Source organism: Ignavibacteriales bacterium, from assembly GCA_026390775.1.
Classification (GTDB): domain Bacteria; phylum Bacteroidota; class Ignavibacteria; order Ignavibacteriales; family Melioribacteraceae; genus Fen-1258.
The window spans coordinates 14,681-39,506 of sequence record JAPLFF010000001.1; the positions used below are offsets into that span (position 1 = coordinate 14,681).

The 24,826-nt window shown below is 35.7% G+C and carries 15 protein-coding genes; 11 read left to right on the forward strand and 4 right to left on the reverse strand.

Annotated elements, in window-relative coordinates; translation table 11 throughout:
* Positions 1 to 100 precede the first annotated feature (100 nt).
* From NTZ27_00055 to NTZ27_00080, 6 genes are all read left to right on the forward strand, one after another.
* Positions 101 to 1,240 (forward strand): hypothetical protein, encoded by a 1,140-nt coding sequence (locus tag NTZ27_00055; GenBank protein ID MCX6173134.1) that lies wholly within the window; start codon positions 101 to 103, stop codon positions 1,238 to 1,240.
* Positions 1,237 to 3,765, forward strand: a complete 2,529-nt coding sequence (locus NTZ27_00060) for a hypothetical protein (GenBank protein ID MCX6173135.1) — start codon at positions 1,237 to 1,239, stop codon at positions 3,763 to 3,765. Before NTZ27_00055 ends, NTZ27_00060 begins: the two co-directional genes overlap by 4 nt.
* 19 nt (positions 3,766 to 3,784) lie before the next feature.
* Positions 3,785 to 6,241, forward strand: coding sequence for a hypothetical protein (locus tag NTZ27_00065; protein MCX6173136.1), 2,457 nt, complete (start codon positions 3,785 to 3,787; stop codon positions 6,239 to 6,241).
* Positions 6,242 to 6,248: 7 nt separating this feature from the next.
* Entirely contained in the window at positions 6,249 to 9,422 is a 3,174-nt protein-coding gene (locus NTZ27_00070; GenBank protein ID MCX6173137.1) for a T9SS type A sorting domain-containing protein, read from the forward strand.
* 18 nt (positions 9,423 to 9,440) lie between these two features.
* Entirely contained in the window at positions 9,441 to 10,532 is a 1,092-nt protein-coding gene (ugpC, locus tag NTZ27_00075; GenBank protein ID MCX6173138.1) for a sn-glycerol-3-phosphate ABC transporter ATP-binding protein UgpC, read from the forward strand.
* Between the two features lie 631 nt (positions 10,533 to 11,163).
* Positions 11,164 to 11,853 (forward strand): hypothetical protein, encoded by a 690-nt coding sequence (locus NTZ27_00080; protein ID MCX6173139.1) that lies wholly within the window; start codon positions 11,164 to 11,166, stop codon positions 11,851 to 11,853.
* A 26-nt stretch (positions 11,854 to 11,879) separates the two neighbouring features.
* On the opposite strand, the gene NTZ27_00085 is transcribed toward NTZ27_00080, so the two are convergent.
* Entirely contained in the window at positions 11,880 to 12,074 is a 195-nt protein-coding gene (locus NTZ27_00085) for a twin-arginine translocase TatA/TatE family subunit (GenBank protein MCX6173140.1), read from the reverse strand.
* A 411-nt stretch (positions 12,075 to 12,485) separates the two neighbouring features.
* Between NTZ27_00085 and NTZ27_00090 the strand changes: the two genes are divergently transcribed.
* Positions 12,486 to 12,881, forward strand: a complete 396-nt coding sequence (locus tag NTZ27_00090) for a DUF1003 domain-containing protein (protein MCX6173141.1) — start codon at positions 12,486 to 12,488, stop codon at positions 12,879 to 12,881.
* Between the two features lie 127 nt (positions 12,882 to 13,008).
* On the opposite strand, the gene NTZ27_00095 is transcribed toward NTZ27_00090, so the two are convergent.
* From NTZ27_00095 to NTZ27_00105, 3 genes are all read right to left on the reverse strand, one after another.
* Positions 13,009 to 15,939, reverse strand: a complete 2,931-nt coding sequence (locus NTZ27_00095; protein ID MCX6173142.1) for a DUF2723 domain-containing protein — start codon at positions 15,937 to 15,939, stop codon at positions 13,009 to 13,011.
* A gap of 78 nt (positions 15,940 to 16,017) precedes the next feature.
* Positions 16,018 to 17,304, reverse strand: coding sequence for a CBS domain-containing protein (locus NTZ27_00100; GenBank protein ID MCX6173143.1), 1,287 nt, complete (start codon positions 17,302 to 17,304; stop codon positions 16,018 to 16,020).
* Positions 17,305 to 17,541: 237 nt separating this feature from the next.
* Positions 17,542 to 18,816: a divalent metal cation transporter gene (locus tag NTZ27_00105; GenBank protein ID MCX6173144.1), complete on the reverse strand. Its 1,275-nt coding sequence runs from the start codon at positions 18,814 to 18,816 to the stop codon at positions 17,542 to 17,544.
* A gap of 775 nt (positions 18,817 to 19,591) precedes the next feature.
* Here NTZ27_00105 and NTZ27_00110 point away from each other — a divergent pair.
* The 4 genes from NTZ27_00110 to NTZ27_00125 form a co-directional block, all read left to right on the forward strand.
* The gene (locus tag NTZ27_00110) at positions 19,592 to 20,467 is read left to right on the forward strand and encodes a hypothetical protein (protein ID MCX6173145.1); all 876 of its coding nucleotides are present in this window, start codon (positions 19,592 to 19,594) and stop codon (positions 20,465 to 20,467) included.
* Between the two features lie 22 nt (positions 20,468 to 20,489).
* Entirely contained in the window at positions 20,490 to 21,830 is a 1,341-nt protein-coding gene (locus tag NTZ27_00115) for an NAD(P)-binding domain-containing protein (protein MCX6173146.1), read from the forward strand.
* Positions 21,831 to 21,838: 8 nt separating this feature from the next.
* Positions 21,839 to 23,407 (forward strand): cytochrome C, encoded by a 1,569-nt coding sequence (locus tag NTZ27_00120; protein ID MCX6173147.1) that lies wholly within the window; start codon positions 21,839 to 21,841, stop codon positions 23,405 to 23,407.
* Positions 23,386 to 24,826 (forward strand): cytochrome c3 family protein (locus NTZ27_00125; GenBank protein MCX6173148.1); only part of this gene is annotated, 1,441 nt, incomplete at its 3' end. The genes NTZ27_00120 and NTZ27_00125, both read left to right, overlap by 22 nt.

The following is a 24,826-nucleotide window of genomic DNA, read 5'->3' on the forward strand; positions in this document are numbered from 1 at the left end:
GAAGGACCAACATGAATTAAATCCCGGAAACAAATTCGTTCTTGTTATCCCTTCCCATCTTGATAATCTCTATGAAGAGATTAAAGTTGGAGGAAAGCAGATGGCGATAATCCATATCTATTGCGATTACCCCGACTACCAATGGGTCGAAGCAAAAGGGGAAGGGATAGCTTGCATAGACGATGTTGCTCGAGCCGCTGTTTTTTATTCTAATTATTATAAAAGTACACACGACAAGATATACCTGCGGAAAGTTAGGCTGTTGACCGAATTCATTTTATACGTGCATGCCGAGAACGGATACTTTTATAACTTCATTGAGAGCGATTATTCAATAAACAAAACTTACAAAACAAGCGTGGCGCAGCCCGACTGGTGGAGCTGGCGTGCAGTATGGGCTCTCTCCGAAACTTATAAATTGTTTTCTAAAAATGATGCCGCATTTTCAAGTCGTATTTTTCAAAGTATGAGCAAGCTCTTTTCGGCGCTTAAAAAAAAATTACCACTGAAAAAGAGTTTTAAAAATATCGGCGGATTTGAAAGACCAACATGGCTCCCAGCCGAGACCGGCGCGGATCAGTCATCAATTTTGATTCTGGCACTTGTAAATTATCTCGAGATCAAAAAGGATCCTGTGCTGCTCACTTATCTCAAGGATATTTGCGGTGGAATTATTCTGATGCAGGAAGGGGACAAAGAAAATTTTCCTTACTACGCATTTATGAGTTGGGAAAATCTTTGGCACGCCTACGGAAATTCCCAAGCATACGCATTATTAAAAGCGTATAAACTAACGCATGATGAAAATTATAAAATCAAGGCTCTGCTTGAGATCAATTATTTTTATCCCTATCTGCTGAAAGAAAATTTTCTCAATTACTTCACTATAAAGAATGATAACGGCAAGATAATAATTGATGAGCGCAAGCAGTTCTCACAAATCGCTTACGGAATTAGACCAATGATTTTTGCATCGCTTGAAGCAGCGAAGATTACAGGAGAAAAATTATATACCGAATTGGCAGGCAAAATCAGTTTATGGTTCTTCGGAAAAAATTTGGCTGAGAAAGAAATGTATGACAGTAAAACCGGCTTCTGTTTTGACGGTATTAACAGCGAGAAAGATGTTAATAAAAATTCCGGGGCAGAATCGACGATAGAAGCATTGCTTAGCTTAACAGCTATCCAGCAAAACAAGACAGCGCTTGATGTTGTAAAAAATTTTCTGAGGGATAAATGATTTGCTCTTACTCAAAGGAAAATAATTCGTTGATAATTGGATTTCTTTTTTTTGTATTAACCTTATCATCTGTTTTCCCGCAACATCTCAATGATAGTTCGATTGCCGTTAAATATAAAGGCGATGCAAAGGTAGAAGTCGGAAGTCCGTTCATCGGCATGGAATTCCATCATAGTTCACCAGTGCCGCAAAGAATAAGTTTTTATTATCCGGTTGCAAACAGTTTTGATCTCAGCTCGGATTACTGGAAACGCGATACAACATTTGTTTCTTCTCTTGGCCTTAAGATCAATAACGGAAAGTTTCATGAGATTGGGAAAGAATCTTTTCTGCTTGAGTTGACACCGTATTATGCATTGTTCACAAAAAAAAATAAAGTCTATCAATTCAAAATCTCATACAATTTTACGAGGAATCAATCTGCGTCGGTTGTTACTTATGAACTGACGAACATAACGGACCAAACAAACACATATGAGTTCGACACAAAATATTATCTGACCTTAAGGACTTGTCATACTTATGATTTCATCAATAAAATCCGTCCGGAGTTTAACGAAGACAAATCTGCATTATTTGTTGATTATGGCGATAAAGCAACTAACTATGCGCAGATCTTTATTGCAAACGCCGGTGAAAAACCGGATGGATATGAACTCTCCAAAGAAGCGAATGCAATTCATATTGATAACCGGATCATTGAAAAACCGTACATCAAATATTCCTTCAAGAAAAAATTAGCTCCAAAAGAAAAAATGATTGTTGTGCAGATTATCGGATCGACAAAAAAGGATGAAGGGAAAAAAGTTGCCGGCTATATGATAGACAATTATAAGAAGGAGATTCGAGACTATTCTAATTATGTTTTAAATAAAAGTGTCAACGAGAAAAAAATAAAGTTGAACGATCATGTAATGGATCATTCAACACTCTGGGCTAAGGCAATTCTTGCGGCTAATTCTCATTACATCGACGGCTCTTTCGAACCTATGCCGTGTCCGGCGGAATATAATTTTTTCTTTACACACGATGTCTTGCTCACCGATCTTGCCGTCGTGAATTTCGATCTGCAGAGAGTTCACAGCGATCTCTCATTTATAATAAATCACGCCGATAAAAATAAAGTGATACCCCACGCGTATTATTGGAAAGACAGCACATACAAAACCGAGTACGCGGATGCAGATAACTGGAATAATTATTGGTTTATTATTTTGTCTGCAAAATATTTGATGCACTCGGCGGATACCACCTTCCTTAATCGGCTTTATCCTTATATCAACAAAAGCTTGGAAACAGCTCTCCACACAAAAAGCGATGATGATTTGATATGGTCCAACCGTCCCGACTGGTGGGACATTGGGAAAAAATACGGACCGCGGGCTTATATGACCATACTTGCTATCAAGGCTCTTCGCTCTTATAATTACATTTCCGCAGCGCTTAATCTTAATCTGGATCGCTTAAAAAATTATGAAGAACTTACCGAACGAATGGATGAGAGCCTGAATAAAAAATTATGGGCTAATGATGTTAATTACTTAATGAATTTTTATTCTGATGGAAAACGAGACGAACATTATTACATGGGATCTTTGCTGGCCGCACATTATAATCTTTTGAATACACAACTGATTGAAAAAATGGTAAAAACCGTGGAAGAAAAACTGCTTGATAAAAATATCGGTGTGTATACAGTGTGGCCAATGGATTTTAACAAGCTCATCGATTTTTGGAATTTCAGCGGCAACGAAGCGGGCGATCCGTATTATTATATTAACGGGGGAGTATGGTCTCACGCGAATGCATGGTATGCGCTTGCTCTTTCAAATTTAAATCGAAAAAGTGAAGCTGTTGACTTCATAAAAAAAACTATGACGGTGAAAGGAATAATGAACGGACCAAACGGACAGCCGGCAATGTATGAAGTTCGAAACGGCAATTCGAAGGATCTGAAAGTTTACGGCACAGTTGATAAACCTCAATTCCTTTGGGCTGCCGGCTGGTATTTGTATGATCTGTATAACATTTTTCTTGTTAAGGAGAACGATTGGAATCTGCAGTTTGATACATTTCTAAATATAAATCAGAAGTCCGCAACTTTTGATTATGCGTTCAACGGTTCTAACGTAAAAGTTATGATTGACCGGGAAAGTAAAAATAACAAGGTTGTAAATTATGACGGGAAGTATATTCCAAGTTTAGTACTGCCGCAAAATTTAATGGGAGTGAAAAAAATAAATCTGAAATGCGTTGAGACTGATCAACCGCTGTTAAAATCAACTTCTTCAATATTAAATAAAGCGGAATACCGCGACAAATTAATGACTCTTGAACTCAAAGCATTTGTCGAGCATAAAAATACAACTATGATACACGCATTGAGCGTACCGAAATCGGTTATAATCGATGGAGACAAACTCGTGACTTTCAATTCAATAAAAAAGGGCAACGGGTTCGACATAACATTTGGATTTATTCATAAGACGAATTCAGTCGAATCAGTAAAAATAAATTTTAAATGAAAAATATGATAAGAATGCAATGTTGAAAATTTTTCTTGACGATAATTGGAAATTCAAATTAAGCGATGATTCCGATATCGCGAAAATACCGCCGGAAATAATTAAGCATATAAAAAAATGGGATTATGCATCTGTCCCTGGTACGGTTCATACCGATCTACTCAACAATAAATTGATCGATGAGCCATTCTATTCGGATAACGAACTTATTCTTGGTTGGATTGCCGAGAGCGATTGGATCTATGAGACAAAATTCAATCTTCCCGAAGATTACACACTATCGTCGCCGATCCGTTTAGTATTTGAAGGCATCGATACGGTAGCTGAAATATTTCTGAACGACATGAAATTAGCCGAGGTCGATAATATGTTCCGGCGATATTCGTTCGATGTAACAGACATGCTGAAACCGCGACATAATGTTCTCTTCGTAACTCTTCATTCACCTCTAAGAGTCGGAAGAGAACTAAAAAAAAAATACGGTAAGCTTCCCGTTGCATTAAACTCCGAAAGAGTTTATTTAAGAAAGGCGCAGTATTCATTCGGCTGGGATTGGGGTCCGTCATTTCCAACCTTAGGAATTTGGAAGAGCGTTTATCTTGAGCAAATACCACCAGCAGAGTTAACTAAACTTACGTTTAACACGATTGAAGCCGATGAACAAAGAGCTGAAGTTGAGATCAGCGTTTTTCTTAAAGGAAATATTGATGCTATTTCCCAAATAAACCTCACTCTTGAAAATGGGGATTCCCGGATTGTAAAAGAAATTTTTAAACCGGATAAATCTGAAATCAGTTTTAAAATTGTTCTCCATGATCCAAAACTTTGGCATCCGAACGGAGAGGGTGAACAATCTCTTTATAATTTAAGCGCGGAAATAATTGCACCGGATGGGACGATCATCGATTCAAAAAATCGAAAAGTAGGAATAAGAAAAATCGAGCTGAGGCTGGAAGAGGATGGCAAATCCACATTCCGTTTTATTGTGAACGGGAACCCGGTATTCATCAGAGGAGTAAATTGGATTCCCGCTGATTCATTCTTACCTCGTGTTACTCCAGAAAAATATTCCGCTCTGCTTAAACTTGCACAAGAAGCGAATATAAATATGGTGCGTGTTTGGGGTGGAGGAATTTATGAATCGGATTGTTTCTACGACATATGCGATGAACTGGGGCTTCTAGTCTGGCAGGATTTTTTGTTTGCCTGTGATTCTTATCCTGAACACAAAGAGTTTCTCGAAAATGTAAAAATTGAAGTGGAAGAAAATGTTGCCCGGCTTCAGCATCACTCTTGCATTGCACTTTGGTGCGGTAATAACGAAAACGAATGGATCTGGTATCAGAACAAGAAAACATCTTACAAAAACATGCCCGGTTATAAAATATACAATGAGCTGCTTCCGGCAATAATTAAAAAAATGGATCCACACCGTTCGTATTGGCAGTCATCGCCATTTGGAGAAGGTGAAGATCCGAATCAGCAGGGAAGCGGGAACAATCATCAATGGGATATATGGAGCCGATGGATCGATTACGATATGATCGTTAATGATCAAAGTTTATTTGTTACTGAGTTCGGTTTCCAGGGACCGGCTAATATTTCAACACTGAACAAAGCGATTCCTCCGAAAAACAGAAAAACATACGACCGGATATTCGAGCATCATAACAAACAAGTTGAAGGCACGGAAAGAATATTCCGTTTCATGGCAGCACATCTGCCGGTTAGAAACGGTTGGGAAGATTTTAATTATCTCGGACAATTGAATCAAGCCCTTGCATTAAAAACCTGCGTTGAACATTGGCGTTCCAACTATCCGCGAACCAACGGAACAATCATCTGGCAGATCAACGATTGCTGGCCGGTAACGAGTTGGGCGTTGGTGGATTCGAACCTGATGCCGAAGATTGCTTATCATGCAGTTAAAAATTCTTTCTCGCAGAGTTTAACAGTATTTGTGAAAAATGATAAGACTGCCGAAGTTAGAGTCTTAAACCAGCAATCGAAATTTTTCCGCGGTGAATTGGTCTTGAAACAATATCATCTTCAAACAGGAAAAGAATTATCAGCGAAAATATTTAAACTGAATTCTGAACAAAATTCATCCGAAACGGTTTATCATATATCACTAATGGATCGCAATACAATCTTTGTTTCTTACCTTTATAATGAAGTAGGTGAAACGATTCATAAAAATATTTTTTATCCCGATCCGTGGAAACATGCACCATTGGCCGAGGCACGTGTTAATAAAAAAGTAATCAGGAAAGGGAATGATTATTATCTTGAACTCAATTCCAGTAAACCCGCTCTCTTCCTGGATTTCTATCATCCCAAATTAACTTTTTCCGATAGAGGATTTTCGCTCATGCCCCGAGAAAAAGTATTAATCAAAATGAGCGGTAAGGGAGTTGACAAAATCCAGGCGGATGAAATCAAAGTATTTACTCTTAACGATTATCTGAACGACTAAACAAGTAATGAAAATTAAAAAAGCGAATCTGATTTTGATTCTTGTAACGGCTCTTATTTTTATAGATGGAGCCGTGCTGAACGCTCAGCAAATAAGTATCAGTACAATCGAAAAGATGCAGAACGCGCCTTCACCTTACAGTATGCGCAATTGGAAGAAGGTTGCCGCCGGTTACGATTCGCTTGTATTCAATTCATCTCTCAGCGGTCAGTACCTTCCGTTGATCTTTGACATCAACAATACTGTAAATTATCCCGGGCAGAGAAGCTTTGGCATCAATTCTTACGTCGGGACTTACACTCTTCAGCAGGGCGAAGCAATTAATGTTTTGCCGGCTATTATCGGAGCGAGCTTAATCGGCATCGATAAAAGCAATCCTAACGTAAGAAATTATGTTTTGGAATCGAGAGAGTATTTTAATAAACGTCCGGAAGAAAATATTTATCTCAATCAGCCTGTTGTAAGCAGCGGCAGCGATTGGTGGTACGAAACTATGCCGAATGTTTTCTTCTATCAATTGTATAGTCTTTATCCCGGTACGCCGGAGTTTAATAATCAATTCACAACTGTTGCGGATAGATGGCTGCAAGCTGTCTATGCAATGGGTGCTGCAACAACTCCGTGGAAAATTCCCGGTATGAATTATAGAGCATGGAATTTTTCATTAATGACTCCGAACGCATCCGGAGTTCCCGAACCGGAAGCTTCCGGTGCAATCGCTTGGATACTATATAATGCTTTCACTGTTACCGGCGAACAGAAATATCGTATCGGGGCAGAACTTGCAATGGAATATTTAAATTCGTTAGGATCTAATCCTGCTTACGAGATTCAACTTCCTTATGGTACTTATCTTGCCGCACGAATGAACGCAGAACTGGGAACGAATTACGATATTGAAAAAATGGTCAACTGGTGTTTCGACCTTAATCAGAGAAGCTGGGGCGCTACAACAGGTGATAAGTGGGGAGTGAATGATGTAAACGGACTCATCGGAGAATTGGAGCCGCGGAATTACGCCTTCGCGATGAACACCTTCGAGCAGATTGGTGCGCTTGTTCCGCTTGTAAGATATGATTCGAGATTTGCCCGGGCAATAGGTAAATGGGTTCTAAATGCTGCTAATTCATCGAGACTGTTTTATTCAAATTATTTGTTGGATACGGAACAAGACAGCAGATCGTGGGCAGAGCAATATGACCCGAATTCGGTAATAGCTTACGAAGCATTATTGAAAACCGACAGCAAATGGATCAAAGCTACCGGTGATGCTGTTTCCAACGGATGGGCTGCTACAAATCTTGGACTTTACGGCTCTTCACACGTTGGAATTCTAGGTGCGATAATAGACACGACAAATGTTTCGATGATTCTAAAACTAGATCTTCTAAAAACCGATTACTTTCACAAATCCGCCTATCCCAGTTTTTTAATATTCAATTCATACAATATTGATAAAGATGTTCTTGTTGATGTCGGATCAAATAACAGCGACATATATGATGCTGTCTCGCATGCCGTGATTGCAAGTAATGTTAAAGGAATAACTTCATTTACCATTCCAGCTGATCAGGCAATAATTGCAGTGATTATTCCTGCCGGCAGTAGTTTGAATTTTGAATTGGGTAAAACTTTAGTGAACGGTACAATTATAGATTATAAAAACGGTTTGCTTGTTCTAAATTATCCACCAAGAATTAAAAGTCTTTCTTCTGCGAAAATTAATATTACAGTACACGATTCAACTAATATATACTGCACTGCTATGGATAGAGAAGGACAGCAATTAAGTTATCAATGGAAAGCTTCCGGAGGAAATATAGTTGGATCGGGCTCCACTGTAAAATGGAAGCCTCCGAACTCGGCCGGAATTTATTCTTTATCCGTAATTGTTGATGATCCTCCTGGCGCAAAAGATTCTGCTCAGATTAATATAACAGTAAGCTGGTTCATAAATTATCCGCCAGTGATAAACAAAATAAAAGCGTCGCCGCGAAAAATAAACATCGGTTCATCGAGCGGACTAAGCTGCGATGCTACTGATCTCAATGGAGATTCTCTTGCTTATTCCTGGTCTGCCTCGTACGGGATTTTAGCAGGCAGCGGAAAAAATATTTCGTGGGAAGCCCCGGTAGCCGAAGGGAATTATTATATCAAATGTACTGTAACAGATACTCACAGCGCTTCGGTTACAGATAGTCTAGGCGTTGAAGTCCGTGATTCCAGTAATAATCAAACCGGGAGTTTGATCGCGTTTTATCCGTTCAACGGAAATGGGGATGATCAAACCGGAAACCACCACAATGGAATAGTCAACGGGGCATTCTTAACAAAAGATAGATTCGGAAATCCCGACCAGGCTTACAGCTTCGACGGTGTAACCAATAATATTCAAATACTGAATTCTTCTTCGTTGAATTTCGGCGGGTCGATAACCATTAGTCTATGGTTCAAAATCGGTACCTTGTTTAACCGCGAAGCATTTTTAATCTCGCACGGAAGCTGGCAAAAGAGATGGAAGATTTCCGTTACTAATAGAAAAATTCGTTGGACAATTAAGACCGATTCGAATGTTAATGACAGCACTAAAGATTTGGATTCAGAAACGGAACTGCTTCCTAATAAATTATATCTTGTCACAGTTACATATTCTGGTGCCGACATGGAATTATGGTTAAACGGCGAACTCGATTCATTTACTTCACGGAGTGGAAAAATTTTACAGACTTCATACAATCTTACAATTGCGCAAATGCTTCCTGAAAACACTAATTACCCTAATTACAATAATTACAATTTCAGCGGTATCATTGATGATGTACGGCTTTACGATTATGCTTTACCGATAGAGGAGATTCTAAAATTGTTTGATATTCAGACAAGTGTAAAAAATAGTATTGAGATTCCCAGCGAATTCCGGTTATATCAAAATTATCCCAACCCTTTTAACCCGTCAACAGTGATAAATTATCGGTTGGTAACCGGCGGTCGTGTTATTCTGAAAGTTTATGATATACTTGGAAGAGAAGTGGTTACATTAGTTGATGAATATCAGAATGCAGGGATTCATAATTCTCAATTCTCAATTCTCAACTCTCAATTATCTTCCGGTGTTTATTTCTACCAGCTGAGGGTCGGGGACCATTTCGTTCAATCGAAGAAGATGTTGTTGATAAAATAATTTAGAGGGAAATAAAAGATGGCTCATGTAAAACTTGTCAATGTCTCGAAAAATTACGAAGGCAAAAGTAAAGCGGTAGATAATGTTAATCTTGAAATCAACGATAAGGAATTTGTTGTGCTTGTCGGACCTTCCGGATGCGGTAAATCAACAACATTAAGAATGATTGCCGGACTTGAAGAAATAAGCGAAGGCGAGATTTATATTGACGGAGTTCTCGTTAATAACATTCCTCCTAAGGACCGCGATATTGCAATGGTTTTTCAAAACTACGCGCTTTACCCGCACATGACCGTTTTCGACAACATGGCTTTTGGATTGAAGCTGAGGAAATACGATAAAGAAGAAATCAAAGAACGAGTGAATTACGCGGCGAAAATTCTTGAGATAGAAGAACTATTGAATAGAAAACCGAAACAACTTTCCGGCGGACAGCGCCAGCGTGTTGCGGTCGGACGCGCAATAGTGCGTAAACCGAAAGTATTTTTATTTGATGAACCTCTCAGCAACCTCGATGCTAAACTCCGCGTTCAGACACGTTCAGAAATCAAAAGGCTGCATCAGCGGCTCAAGGCGACAATTGTTTATGTTACCCATGATCAGGTAGAAGCAATGACAATGGGCGATCGGATTGTTGTGATGAAACACGGTATTATTCAGCAAGTTGATACACCGCTCAATCTTTATAATAACCCGGTGAATAAATTTGTCGCCGGATTTATCGGCAGTCCCGCAATGAATTTTATTGAAGGGAAAATTTTGGATGACAACGGATTAAAATTTGCAAGTAATAAAAAATCTTTGATTATCTCTCTTGATGAATCCCAAAAGGCAAAACTTTCTTTATACATCAATAAAAACATTACCGTCGGTATTCGTCCCGAATCATTTAGTCTCGATCCTATAGCCGACAATAAAATAACAGTTAATATTGACGTTGTTGAACAGATGGGGAACGAATCCTTTCTATATTTTGACTTAGATGGCTCACAATTCATCGCTCGATCTAAACCCTATGATAAAGTTCGTTATGGGGATGAAATTGCTCTTTACGTAAATAATAATGCAGTCTACTTATTTGCCGATGATAACAATGAACGCATTTATTGATTTTGTATAGTGAAGAAAGTTCCTTTCAAATTGTTGTCCATATCCAAAACTCAGCGCACATATAGAAAGCAAAATATAATATTGCCATTTGAAAATTTATTATTGAAAGATCACATATATAGATAGAAAAATAAAAACTTGATCACTTTTTGGTCATAGCTTTTCAAAAAATTGCATATTTAAGATAATAATGCAGTATTTTGAACACTAAGGAGAATCCCTCTCTCCTCACAGAAAAATAAAACCTCGACTATTGCAAATGAATGCTGTTTTCGAGGTTTTTGTTTTTAAAAGTAGTTTGTCTATATCCAAAACTTTGTCCGCAAATAAAAATGCAAAAATATTGCATGACATAACTGTAAAATGGAGAGAAAATAATTGTTGAGGCTAAATATAAAGCTGGGTTCTTGGTTTGAAAAAACCGAGGCAGAAAGAGATTAGGGATTTGAACATATTAGTTTTGAGTATTTTTTATAGAGATGAGATTTTGAATTTGTACAAGAGTTTTACAATTCTCCTTTTTTGTTCATCACCACTAAATCCTAAGTTTGTAATTTCTATTGGATAAATTATAAACTATCTATTAACTTATTTACAAAGCAATCTAAATATTGTTTAAGGAACCCAAACAATGGAAACACCAAAACTTCCATACTTGAAAAAAGTTGGTCTGCGGGGAGCAATTAGTATATGGATCGTTGACGGAACATATGTTCGTACTCATATTGACGAAGAATTCACAAATTACGGGCAACATTATAATTTCAAATATATTCCTAAAGAAGAATTCTGGTTAGATCATGAAGGGAAACCTGATGAGCAAAAATTTTTTATTGATCATCTGCTTGTTGAACATAGACTTATGGCAAAGGGTATCTCTTATAATGATGCTTTAGAACAAGCTGACAAAATCGAATTATTAGAAAGAAAAAAATCTGGCGATGTTAGAAAATTAACAAAAGGGAAAAATCTTCCGGATACCGAAAAAGTCCATGTTAGACTTTGGAAGAAATTAGAAACACCTGTTAGTGTTTGGATTATCGATGGCCGACTTGTGAGAAGTGTTTTTGATGTAGATTTTACAGAAGGCGGACATGATTATGTATATGAGTTTGTCCCGCAGAATGAAGTTTGGATTGATAATGATTTGGAAGAAGTTGAACGTCCATATGTTTTACTTCACGAATTACATGAGAGAAATCTAATGGCAAAGGGATGGGATTATGATCGCGCACATGAAGATTCAAGCAAGATAGAATATCATTGTAGACACAATCCCAATGAATTGCATATTGCTTTAGGAAACGAGGGTTGGGAATAGGAAAAATTCGAAAATTCTTGTAAAAATTATTTCTTCTCGTCTTTCGATTCGATTGTATTAGTAATCTTAATTTCTTCTTGAACATCGTTTAATGCTTTTTTGAATTCGCGTATTCCTTTACCTAAGCCTTGAGCAAGTTCAGGAATTTTCTTTGCGCCAAATAAAATCACAAAAACAAGAACAATTAAAAATAATTCTCCTCCGCCAATGTTTTCAAACATATATTTCTCTCTAAGATTGTTTACTATTTAATTAGCCTAAGCATAATGTTAACAAAATATGCTGAATAATAGTGTATAATAATTTGTGTTACAGATTTGACAATTTATATCTGTAAGTGTTCCCAAGTAACAGATCGTATTAAAATTCATGATGGGAGATCGATTTATTATGAACATGAAGCATTATCAAGGTTTTAGTACGAATTCAACAATTATTAAGCCGATGAAGTCCGAAGACTAGCAGCACAATTGCATAAACCATCAGTAATTGCTATCATTAACAAATTAATTCTCGTCTTTTCACTTTGGCTAATTGTATTACCGACAGCATTGTGAATTATTCAGAAATGGTAAATTAAGAGTTGAATAAAAAAGATTAACAGAAGAATTCAAAACAAACATACAAATATTATGAATACTAAGAATGCAAATTATATTTATAAATCCTTATTGAAGCAATCAGAAAAATTTGCTATTTGGATTACGACTAAAGTTGGAACGATTGGTTTTTTTGCAATAATATTTTTTTGGACGGTATTATGGCTGACCTATAATACGCTTGCCCCTACATCAGCTCGTTTTGATCCTTTTCCCGCTTTTGTTTTTTGGTTGTTCATTTCTAATATGATACAAATATTTTTAATGCCTTTAATTATGGTAGGACAAAATTTGCAATCCAAACACTCTGAAATCCGTGCTGAGACAGATTTTGAAGTTAACGTGAAGGCTGAGAAGGAAATTGAAGAGATAAAACAAGAACTCAAAGAAATAAAAGATTTACTGCACAAGATAGCTGCGGATAAATAAATTTTTAACAGTCTATAATATTGTCCTTATCCGAAATCTTTATCAAATAACAAATAATAGAATGAATGTAAAATAAAAAAATAGGTGAATCACACGATTCACCTATCTAAAGACTTCAAAAGAAAAGTTATTTAACAGTTTTCAAACTGTCATATTTAATTTCCATCTGCTTGATAGACGGATCGTTAGGGAAGAAGTACTCAAGTTTTTTTAGAATATTAATAGCTTTATCATACTCCCGCAGATTCTCATATATCTGGAGAAGAATGCTGTAAGGATTATAGTAAGAATTAACATCAGTAGGGTTGGAGTCAATCATCTTTAACATTTTAGGTTCAATCTTGGAGGCCATTTTTTTATATTCATCCAAGTTTCCTACCAAGAAATATAAATTTGTTACGTCGAATAAAATCCTGAAATCGGTATTATCAATATCAAACGGTATTTTTTTCTTCAACGTATCTATAACAGCAGAAGCTTTTTCTTTCTGATTATTGTAAACATAATTCATCGCCAGTCTTAAAAAAATCATTCTGTAATTCTGTATCATTCCTCTGTGATTGTCATCGAAATAAATATTTTTATCATTCAATCCTCTGAATAGAAATCCGGACTGATATGTTTTACTAGTAGATGGATTCTCATGCAATAAATTTTTTGACAACAATGCTTCATCGAGGAATTCTGATCTACTTTTATTTTTAAAAGGAACAAGTCTGTATGCCATTCCTTCAAGACGAAGATACTGATCCAATCCAATCTTACTGTCCTCTGAACAAGTTGAAGCGAAATAAATTGGGCGTTTCCAATTATTTGCCATTACAATAGACTGAACCGCCAGATCCTGAGGGCGTACTGCGTGCGCTTCTCCATAGTTAAGTGTCGGCTTCATCTCAAATTCAACTTTACCGGAATTAGTAATAGCGGTATCTGTAATACCAAATTTGGTATACACATCTTTTGTAACCGGGATCATATAATTTTGTGTTTCCCATCTTACTGTTCCAATTTTATCTATCTCTTCATCGGTAAGATCCATATCGACTTTTTTGGCGCCATGAGGCTCTTCATCCTTTAATTGTCTTATATACCAATTAGTATTTATAAGACTAAGGCATGCAACGCGAACGTCTTGGCGAACACCCTCAACTTCCTGAAGATACCAAAGAGGGAAAGTATCGTTATCGCCATTTGTAAAGAGAACTGCATCAGTTGCGCAACTTTGAAGAAAATTGTAAGCTACGTCCCAAGGCAACCAGTCTTTGGACCGATCCTGTTCATGATAATTGGAGATAAAGAGTCGAGCCGGAATTAAAACAAATGCCAAAGGCAAAACTAAAACCGGAATAAATTTAGATAAAGATTTAGAGTTGTACTTATTCTTCAAAAAATCAATGATGTTATATAGTCCGACCGAGATCCACATGCTGAAGAGAAAACACATTGTTCCGTAGAATTTTATTCTTTCTCGCGGTTGCGGCTCCTGCTGATTTTGGTAATAGGCAGTTACGTAAGTAATCATTATAAATAGAACTAGAAAGACAGAAGCCATTTTCCAATCTTTTCTAAAATGAAAAAAGATACCAATCAAACCGATCAAGAATGGAATACCAAAATACGATTTAGAGACGTCGCCATCGAAACGCAGACCGAACAAACTGCCAAAGATATTTGCTATTCCATTAAAGGGCGCAACATTCGGCCCCGAATCCTGATCCCATGATTGTCTGCCCGCAAAATTCCAAAGAATATATCTTGACATCATATGATTCATTTGATAATTCCACAAGAAGTCCAGATCGCTTGAATATTTTGTAAAGATTTCCTGCTGATGGGGCTCAATCGAATAACGACGCTGAAATGTAGGCCAGTCTCCGTACTGCTCTCTGTTAAGATAGGTCACTAATTCATTGAAATTATTAGGAGAGTTTTCATTTATTGGAGGATTCTGGTTTGACCTGATTATTATTACACCATAGGATGTGAATCCAAGAATTACAAAAAAGAATGATTTTAAAATAAGGTTAAGTGTTGTTTTACCTTTCTTTCCTGTATAAAAAATTAGATAGAATAGAGTGGAGAGAAGAACAAGAATTACTATCGTTGCAAGAAAATTATTAGCGCCCACAATTTTGGCAATTAAATTAGGGAGGTAACGTACGATCCCGGGATATATTAATACCAGAGTTATTCCGCCTGTAATAAGAATAAGGTAGATTGAATTTCTGTTAAATAATTTTTTCCGAAACGCACCAATAAAAATTGCCGAAGCAGCAAAGATTATCCAGGCAAACTTTTTATCGAAACTTTGATACTCTTCAGGCGTAGGAGGCTGTAACAGAGTCTGACTTGACCATAAAATTACCCCTATAAGTAAAATTAAAGCAACGTGCGCTAGGAAATAATAAACTGTACGCTTTAACTCCTTTTCGTCATAGACATATTTTCTGAACATTATAAGCATGACGATTGAAATTGTGGTCAGAGCACCCATTAATCTCAAACTGGTAGAAAGACCAACGAGGTAAGCTAAAAGCAAAATAAATTTTTCATTATCCACTTTATCGGCTCTTTCATTCCAGATAAGAAGAAGGAGAACGATCGAAGCAAATACAAATGTGTTGGTTGCATAGACCTCTGTTTCTACAGCGTTCCACCATGTGATCATTGTAAAGGCAAATGTTAATGATCCTATAGCAGCAGTAAAATAAACAACCAAAACCTCGGATAAATTTGAGTAAGTATTTCCTCTAAAGTTTTCTATGATTTTTATTATTACGAGATAGAGCAAAAGAACTGCAGCTGCGCTAGTAAAAACAGAGATCAAATTCATCCTAAAAGCAATGTTTGTGGCGATTGGCAGCATAGAAACAAATCTAGCCAGCAATAGGAATAATGGTGCTCCTGGCGGATGAGGTATTTCCATTCCGGATGCTGTTGCAAGATATTCTCCGCAATCCCAAAATGAAACCGAAGGCTGTGCCGTTAAATAGTAAGTTATTCCGGCTAGGAGAAAAACTAATAGAGCTAAACTTCTTTTAATAATTTTGTAATTCATTTTGATCTTCATTTTTTTTAAAGTTTGGCCAAATTCTGAAATCTAATCTAAAAGAATTCCAGATGGATTAAAAATCTTCTAATCAATTATTCTGTGTTTTAAATTCATCATATCTCTGTACGTAACAACACCAAGAATTTTATCAGTCTTATCAACAATGGGAATTGCACGGAAGCCGTATCTTGAAAATATAATTGTTGCTTCTTTCATATCGCAATCATTCTCAAGCTTGATTACGTTTTCGACCATGATATCAAGAAGAATTAAATGATCAGGGGAACATAATAGAAACGGTAAATCAATTACACCTAGAATAAGCTTATCCGGACTGACAACATAAATGTAACGTTTGAAATCTTTATCCTCAGCTGTTTTTCTATATTCTTTAATAGCATCTGCTACAGTCATAGTTGGCGGAAATTGGATAAATTCAGTTGTAGTAAGATTAAGAATACTTTCTTCCTGCTTGTTAAGACTTGCCGTAATTTTCTCAACATCTTCTTTATCTAGGTGCAAAAGTATTTCATCTCTTTCATTAACCGGAAGTACGGCTAAAAGATCAGCAGCTTGTGCTGGTGTCATCTCATTAATCAGTTCAATAACTTTTTCTCGCCTTAGGGAAATTACCAAATCTCTTTGAACGTTTGGATCGATTTCTTCTAAGATGTCCGAAGCTTGTTCAGAATCAAGACCTTCAAAAATAGTTATTCTCTGTTCGGGTTCTAATTCTTCAATAATATCGGCTAGATCAACCGGATGCATCTCCGATAACTTCTCTTTGAGTATATTTAATTTAACGTTTCCTTTAAAACTGCTAAGTTGTGTTGGAAGTGTTTGGATATAAGTCCATGAAACAATTTCTTCACTTATATCTTCTGCATTTTTATAAATGAAATTGGCAAGTTTTTTCAAGCCAATTCTTCTAAGCAAACCATATTTACTCAAATCAACATCGCTCACATATAACTTATTATTGCGTAAGATCAGCTTAATATCATAAACCACTTCCACTTCTCGGTCCTCGATATCAATTACTTTTTTATCCAATACATAATCCTTAAGCAGAAGGTGATCTTTGCTCGGATCAAATAAAAAATTATCAATCTCAGTTGCATCGAAGCTTACTTCAATTTCAGTAGTAGAAAATCTTTTTACATTTGCCCATGAAAGTAATAATGAAGTTTTGCCTGCCGGTCTTTTAATCTTGATCGAAGTTACTTCAGGGATCTTTCCCGTTTCAACAATTACTAAATCCTCAAGCTTGCCGATCTTACTGCCGTTTAATATGACCTTGATACCTGAGATCTCGCTAAGGAAGAATTCATTTCCATTATGATTCTTTTCAGAAATATTTTGTCCATTCATAAATCACCTTCCTTATAGCAATGTAATAAATTTGTAGAATAGAATTGCAATCAATAGAAATAAGTACACTCTCAGCATTAACAAAGAGATTCTTACCAAAGGAGTTGTTTTTGTATGAGGCACACGATACTTTTTATTTATCTCTCTAACTTCACGAAATGTGTTTTCGAAAAATTTATTAAAGCGCGATGATATTAACTCAAAAATCTGAAATCTCATTTCTCATTTCTCCTTCTATTACATAAATGCATTGGGGAACAGAGCGCTAATTGCATATAGAGTTGACAGTATGATAATCAGTGCAACAATTGTTATGTTAATAATATTTTGTGAGCGAGTATTTTTATACTTACCCATAACTTCTCCGTCATTAAGCAAAAGGATTAGAAATACGAGCGCTGCGGGAAGAAGCGTAACCGCTATCACTTGAACAAAAAGAGTAATCAGTATTAGAGGCGCACCCGGAATTAAAGTAACAGCACCGGCGGTAAGTAATGCAAACATATAAACAGCATAAAACCAAGGAGCTTCTTTTATTTTATTATTAAGTGAATGTGCCCAACCAAAAACTTCTCCGAATGCCCATGAGCTAGCAAGTGAAATACAGATAGCGCCAAGAAATCCAGCGTCGAAAAGTCCAATTGCTAATAGTGTTCCGACATTTTTGTCAATATGCATTAAAGCTATTGCAGCTTGTGCCGCACTTTCAATTTCAACTCTTCCAAAAAGAAGAGTTCCAGTTACAATTACACAGAAAATTGCAACAGTTACAGTGAAGAACGAACCAATCAAAGTATCAACCTTTCCCCATGGAATATCTTTTTCAAGAATACCCTTATCAACTACAGCGCTTTGTTGGAAGAAGATCATCCAAGGCGCAATGGTTGTTCCAATATTTGCCATTAAAAAAAAGAATACTTCATTTGTAAAACCACCTTTAGGTAAGCTGGGAATAAAAGTACCGGCAAGAACTTGATTTACAAAAGGATGAACCATGAATGCTGCGGGTATGTATACTAAGTTGACTGCGCAAAATAAAAATGCAATCTTTTCCCAAGTCCAATAACTTCCTTGAAGAATCATTATAAGCATAACAAAAGAAACAACAAGGATCGTGATAACCGATGGTATCCCAAATATAGATAATGCTGCGGTCATGCCTATGAATTCTGTAACTAGAGTTAACCAATCTGTTAGAAGTAAGTCAATCAGTGAAAACCATCCCCAGAATGAACCGAACGCATAAAAGATTGCCTCAGCATGACCTCTTTTAGTAACTGCGCCTAACCTAACAGTCATTTCTTGAACGAAATAAGCGACAGGCAACAGCAGTAACAAAAACCAAAGAAGACTATATCCAAACTTTGAACCAGTAACTGCGTAAGTAGTAATTCCCCCTGCGTCGTTATCGGCTAGCATTACAATAAGGCCCGGACCAGCAATCATAAAATACAATTTGATTACCTTGGCAAATTTCCGGTATTGATAAAAAAGTTTTGCCCAAATGTTCATAATAGTTCCTTTAATTCATTTAGTTACCAAAAAGTTTCTGTAACTAAGAACCTATTAATCAGTAATTTCTAACTTCCTGGGAAGTTGATTATAAATAATTTTAGGGTTAAAGATTATTTACTACTTGGACAATTCTTGAAAGTGGTACAGTCTGAGAGATTGATGAAGGATTATTAGAGGTCTATCAAACATGGAGACTGTATTTCTTCCAATATGAAAGATGTATTTGTGATTTCGGATGAACCACTCACATCTCCAACTGAATCTTCCACAGATTCTCCTATATTTGTTTTTAAATCTACCTTTGCAAAGTTAAGAAATATTTTTTTCTTTTCAATAGTAGAGTTCTTCATTTTATGATTTTTATCAAAAGAATATCTATTCTTTTTAATAATATGTAACAAAAAATTGTTCCCACGAAACGGGATGTTGTCCATATCAAAAACTTCATCCGTTTATAAAAATGAACAGATATTGAGAAATCTACATGAAAATTTATTACTGATCAAAGCCTATATAATAGATAGAAAAATTTTTTTATTGGGCGCAATTTGATCACAACAACCTCAAGAGCTGCTAAAATAAATTGAAAGTAGAGGAGAATCTCTATCTCCTCCGGATTTTTAAAAGTCCTAAAATTGTTAAGCTTTTTTTATTAACTATATATAAGAAAATTGTTATCTTAATATTTAGATAGATGAATATTCACCAAGCTCAGCATTTCTAAACTGGTTGCTCAAGTTATTTCTACATAAATAAAATTAATAATTATTCAATGTCTAAAACACTTCATAGGATATTTATACTTATTCTCATTTTAATAGGGACTGCCACTTTTTTTTATTTTGGTATTTATGGGTATAGTTACTACTCAACCTCAAACGAAGAAAGATTTTTTAACGAATTGCACAAATTTCTAAAACCAAGCGGATTAATCGGTCATGGATTAGGAATAATTGGATCTTTAATGATGATTATAGGTGTAAGTACATACATGATTAGGAAAAGAGTTAGAAAATTTGTCCGGTTAGGTTTTCTAAAATATTGGTTAGAAATACACATTTTTTTATGTAGTGTTGGTCCAATTTTAGTCTTATATCATACAACATTTAAGTTTGGAGGAATTGTTGCCGTAAGTTTTTGGAGTATGATTGCTGTTGTTATCAGTGGTGTAATTGGAAGATTCATCTATATACAAATACCGAGAACAATTCAAGGACAAGAATATTCTTTAGATGAGTTAAAATCATTAGACCAAGATTATACACATAGACTTAAAGCAGAATTCGGCTTAGATGATATCTTGATAACAAAACTGGAATATTTTAATAAGATTCAGATTCATAAAAGAACAAATTTTTTCTCAATCGGTTGGTTGATATTAAAAGATTATTTTATGAACAAAAAATTGATCAGTGAGTTCAAGAAAGAATTAATCTTACGAAAAATTGAACCAAACAAAGTCAAAGCGATTGTAAAACTTTGTAATTCAAAATTAATTTTATCTAGAAAAATCAGTCTTTTACATTCCGTACATAAAATTTTTAAATACTGGCATATTGTTCATCTTCCGTTTGCAATCATTATGCTAATAATTATGCTCGTTCATGTTACAGTAGCTGTAGCATTTGGTTATAAATGGGTTTTTTAGAAAGATAATTCAATGTTTTTGAATGGAAGTATTAATAGAAAATATTATTACATATTCAATTGTTGCATTCCTGGCAATTGGGATAATTTATTTCCAGTTGAGAAGAAACAAGAAGAAATCAAAAATCATTCAAGGCAAAATTGAAAAAGCAAAAGAACTTGGTTTCCACGAACCCGTCTCTCTCCATCCTGTAGTCAATTTAGATATATGTATTGGAAGCGCTGCTTGTATTAAAGCCTGCCCCGAACATGATATTCTCGGTATTGTTGATGGTAAAGCTGCAACTATAAATGCATCCCGTTGTGTAGGGCATGGTGCGTGCTTTCATGCTTGTCCCGTTGGAGCTATAACTCTTTTGATAGGGACAGAAAAACGCGGTGTAGATTTGCCTCATATTAGCCAAGAATTTGAAACTAATGTTAAAGGAATTTATATAGCGGGAGAATTGGGAGGTATGGGCTTGATAAAAAATGCTGTAGCTCAGGGTAAGCAAGCTGTAGATAACATAGCTAAAAATTTAAAAAAATCTCAAAAAGCAAAATACGATATTGTCGTTGTTGGCGCCGGTCCTGCCGGAATCTCAGCAACATTAGCAGCCAAAGAAAAAAATCTAAAGTATCTTACACTTGAACAAAATAGTTTAGGAGGCACAGTTTTTTCTTTCCCTAGAAAGAAAATTGTAATGACCTCTCCAATGCATTTGCCGCTTTATGGTAAAGTTAAATTCACTGAAACTTCTAAACCGGAATTGTTGGAATTATGGAATGAAGTTTTACAGAAAAATAAAATTACTATTAGGGAAAACCAAAAGGTTGTTTCGATAGAAAAATTTGATGATCATTTCTTGGTTAAAACATTAGATGATACATTTACAACAAATTCAATTTTGTTGGCAATTGGCAGAAGAGGATCACCAAGAAAATTAGGTGTTCTTGGGGAACAACTAGAAAAAGTTGCTTACCGATTAATTGAACCTGAATTAATTAATAATCAAAATGTTTTAATAGTAGGAGGTGGAGATTCTGCTATTGAGGCTGTATTATCATTGCTTGAAGACAAAAGTAATAAAGTAACATTATCATATCGAGGCGATTCCTTCGCACGGATTAAACCCAGAAATTCTGAAAATATCAATAAAGCTGAAAAAAATAGTCAGGTAGAAATACTTTATAGTTCTCAAGTTGTTGAGATTAAAGATAAATCTGTAATGTTCAGTTTTATTAAAGACGGCATAATGTTTGAGAAAGAAGTAATTAACGATTTGGTCTACATTTTTGCAGGCGGCGAATTACCTAATGAATTTTTAGAAAAAGCCGGAATAAGAATAACCAAAAAGTTTGGTGAGGTAATATTAAAACATTAAAGAAAATATTGTTTTTGTTTTTACTGGTAATATTTACCTTACCTGTAGATGCACAGGTTTCGCCGGGCGATCTTACTAAACCGCATGCCTATTTAGAAGGTATGAGTAATTGTACTAAATGCCATCATATCGGAGGGCAAGTTCGTAATCAGGAATGTCTTACTTGCCATACTGAAATTACCAAACTGCAAAATGAAAAAAGAGGTTACCATTATTTTAGTGAGGCTGCAAAAAAGAATTGCTTCGATTGCCACAGTGAACATCACGGCAGAAATTTTAGAATAGTAAATCTCAACGAGAAGAATTTTGATCACACTAAAACGGGTTTTGTCCTAACCGGCAAACATTCTAAAATAAATTGTGCCGATTGCCATAAATCAGAATTCATAAAAGATAATAAAACTACAAAGCGTGCCGGAACTTTTATGGGATTGCGATCAGTATGCCTGGATTGCCATCAAGATGAACATCAATCAACTCTTGGCAACAAATGTGAGAACTGTCACTCATCTGAAAATTTTAAGCCGGCATCAAAGTTTAAACACGATACTGCTAAGTACACATTAAACGGATCTCATGTTAAAGTTGAATGCATTAAATGTCATCCGGCAGAAATGAAGAACGGAAAAAAGTTCCAGAGATTTAAAGGCCTTGTGTTTGAGTCATGTAATTCCTGTCATCAAGATTTTCATAAAGGGAAATTTGGTAATAAGTGCGAAAGCTGTCATATAACCGAATCATTCCGCACAATAAAAAATTTAGAAAAATTTGATCACGGAAAAACAAATTATCCTCTAATTGGTAAACATGTCTCTGTAAAATGTGTTGATTGCCATAAAGGGGGATTAAATGTTAAACCTAAATATGAAAAATGCATTAGCTGTCATAATGATTATCATATCGGTGAATTCAATAAAAACGGTTCAGTAACAGATTGTTCTGTTTGCCATGATATAAATGGATTTGAGAATACATCCTTTTCTATCGAAAATCATTCTAGGACCAAATTCAATTTATCAGGAAGTCATCTTGCTATTCCGTGTATAACATGTCATAAGAAAAATACTAAATGGGAATTTAGACTAGACGGAAATGCTTGTGTGAATTGTCATCAAAATTTTCATGGAAGTTCAATTACACTTCAAAACTATAAAGGGAATAATTGCGAGGCTTGTCACACTACAGAAAAATGGAATGTAGTAAATTTCGAACACAGGCTCACCGGATTTGAATTATTTGGCGTTCATAAAAAACAAGATTGCAGCAAATGCCATAGTAACAAAAATGAAAACACAAGTAAGATAATCTCATTTACTACCAAGTCAGATTGCGTCTTTTGTCATAAAGATGTTCATGTTGGACAGTTCATAAAAAATGGGATTGCAGATTGCCAAAGATGTCATCATTTTGATAATTGGAAACCGGATCTGTTTGATCACACCCAAACATCATTCCAATTAGAAGGAGCGCATCTAAAGCAACCTTGTTACAAATGTCACAAAACAATAGTTGATGAGAAAGGAAAGTATATCAAGTATAAACTTGGCGAGGTAAAATGCGCGGACTGTCATTCGTAATATTTTTAATAGTAACCGTTTCTTTGTGCAATGCACAATCTCCTCACGGAAATAAATTTAACCGTGATTGCCAGGATTGCCATACTAGTGATTCATGGAAAGTAAATCTTGCTAAAATTAATTTTAAGCATGAAGAAACCGGTTTTGCTCTTACCGGCCAGCACAAAATTGTTACTTGCCGAGCTTGTCATTCATCATTGGAATTCACTTCTAGTAAAAACAAATCTCAATGTTTTAATTGTCACGAAGATATTCATGAAAATTCTGTTGGGAAAAACTGCGTTAGATGTCATGATACACGAACATGGATCATAGAAAAAATTACTGATTTACATCGTATGTCTCGTTTCCCGTTAATAGGAAATCATACCAAAGCAAATTGCAATCAATGCCATCTATCTTCTTCCAAATTAAAATTTGATCCAATCGGCATAAATTGTTTCGATTGCCATTCAGTTAATTATTATGCAACTAAAAACCCGAATCATGTAAATGCAAATTTTTCAACAGATTGCCAGCAATGTCATAGCCTAATTTCTCCAGTGTGGTTAACAACATCTGTAATACATGATTTTTTTCCATTAACTGGATCTCACAACATTGCAAATTGTTTTGCATGTCATAATCAAACAAGTTATAAAGGATTAACTCAAGATTGTTATTCATGCCATAAGCAGAGGTATGAATCTGTAAGTTCTCCAAATCACGTTACACTAAATTTTCCAAAAGATTGTAAACAATGCCATACAACAAATGGCGGCTGGAAACCGGCGAGTTTTGCTAATCATGATTCATTCTATCCTTTAACTGGAGCTCATAATTTAATTAGAAATAATTGTTCTCAATGCCATTCAACCGGTTATAGTTCTCCGGCACGTCAGTGTGTAAATTGTCATCAGCAAAATTATAATGGTGCACCGAATCATCTATCACAGGGTTACCCCACGGATTGTTCGCAATGTCATACAACAACAGTTTGGCAAGGAGCTACATTTAATCATTCATCAACAAATTTTCCATTAGTTGGTGCACATACAAGTGTATCATGTCAGCTATGTCATACAAACGGATATGCAGGAACACCAACAACATGTATCTCGTGCCATCAAAGTAAATTTACCACAGCACCAAATCATGTTGCACAAAATTATCCTCAAGATTGTAAACAGTGCCATTCTCCTGTAGATTGGAAACAAATAAGTTTTGATCATAATACAACTAGATTTCCTTTAGTCGGATCGCATGTTAATGTTAGTTGCAGCTCGTGTCATATAACTAAACTAACAGGAACACCAACAACATGTATCTCATGCCATCAAACAAATTTTAATAGTGCACTAAATCATGTTGCACAAGGATACCCAACAGATTGTGCAAAGTGCCATACCACAGTTGCATGGAACGCAGTTACATTCAATC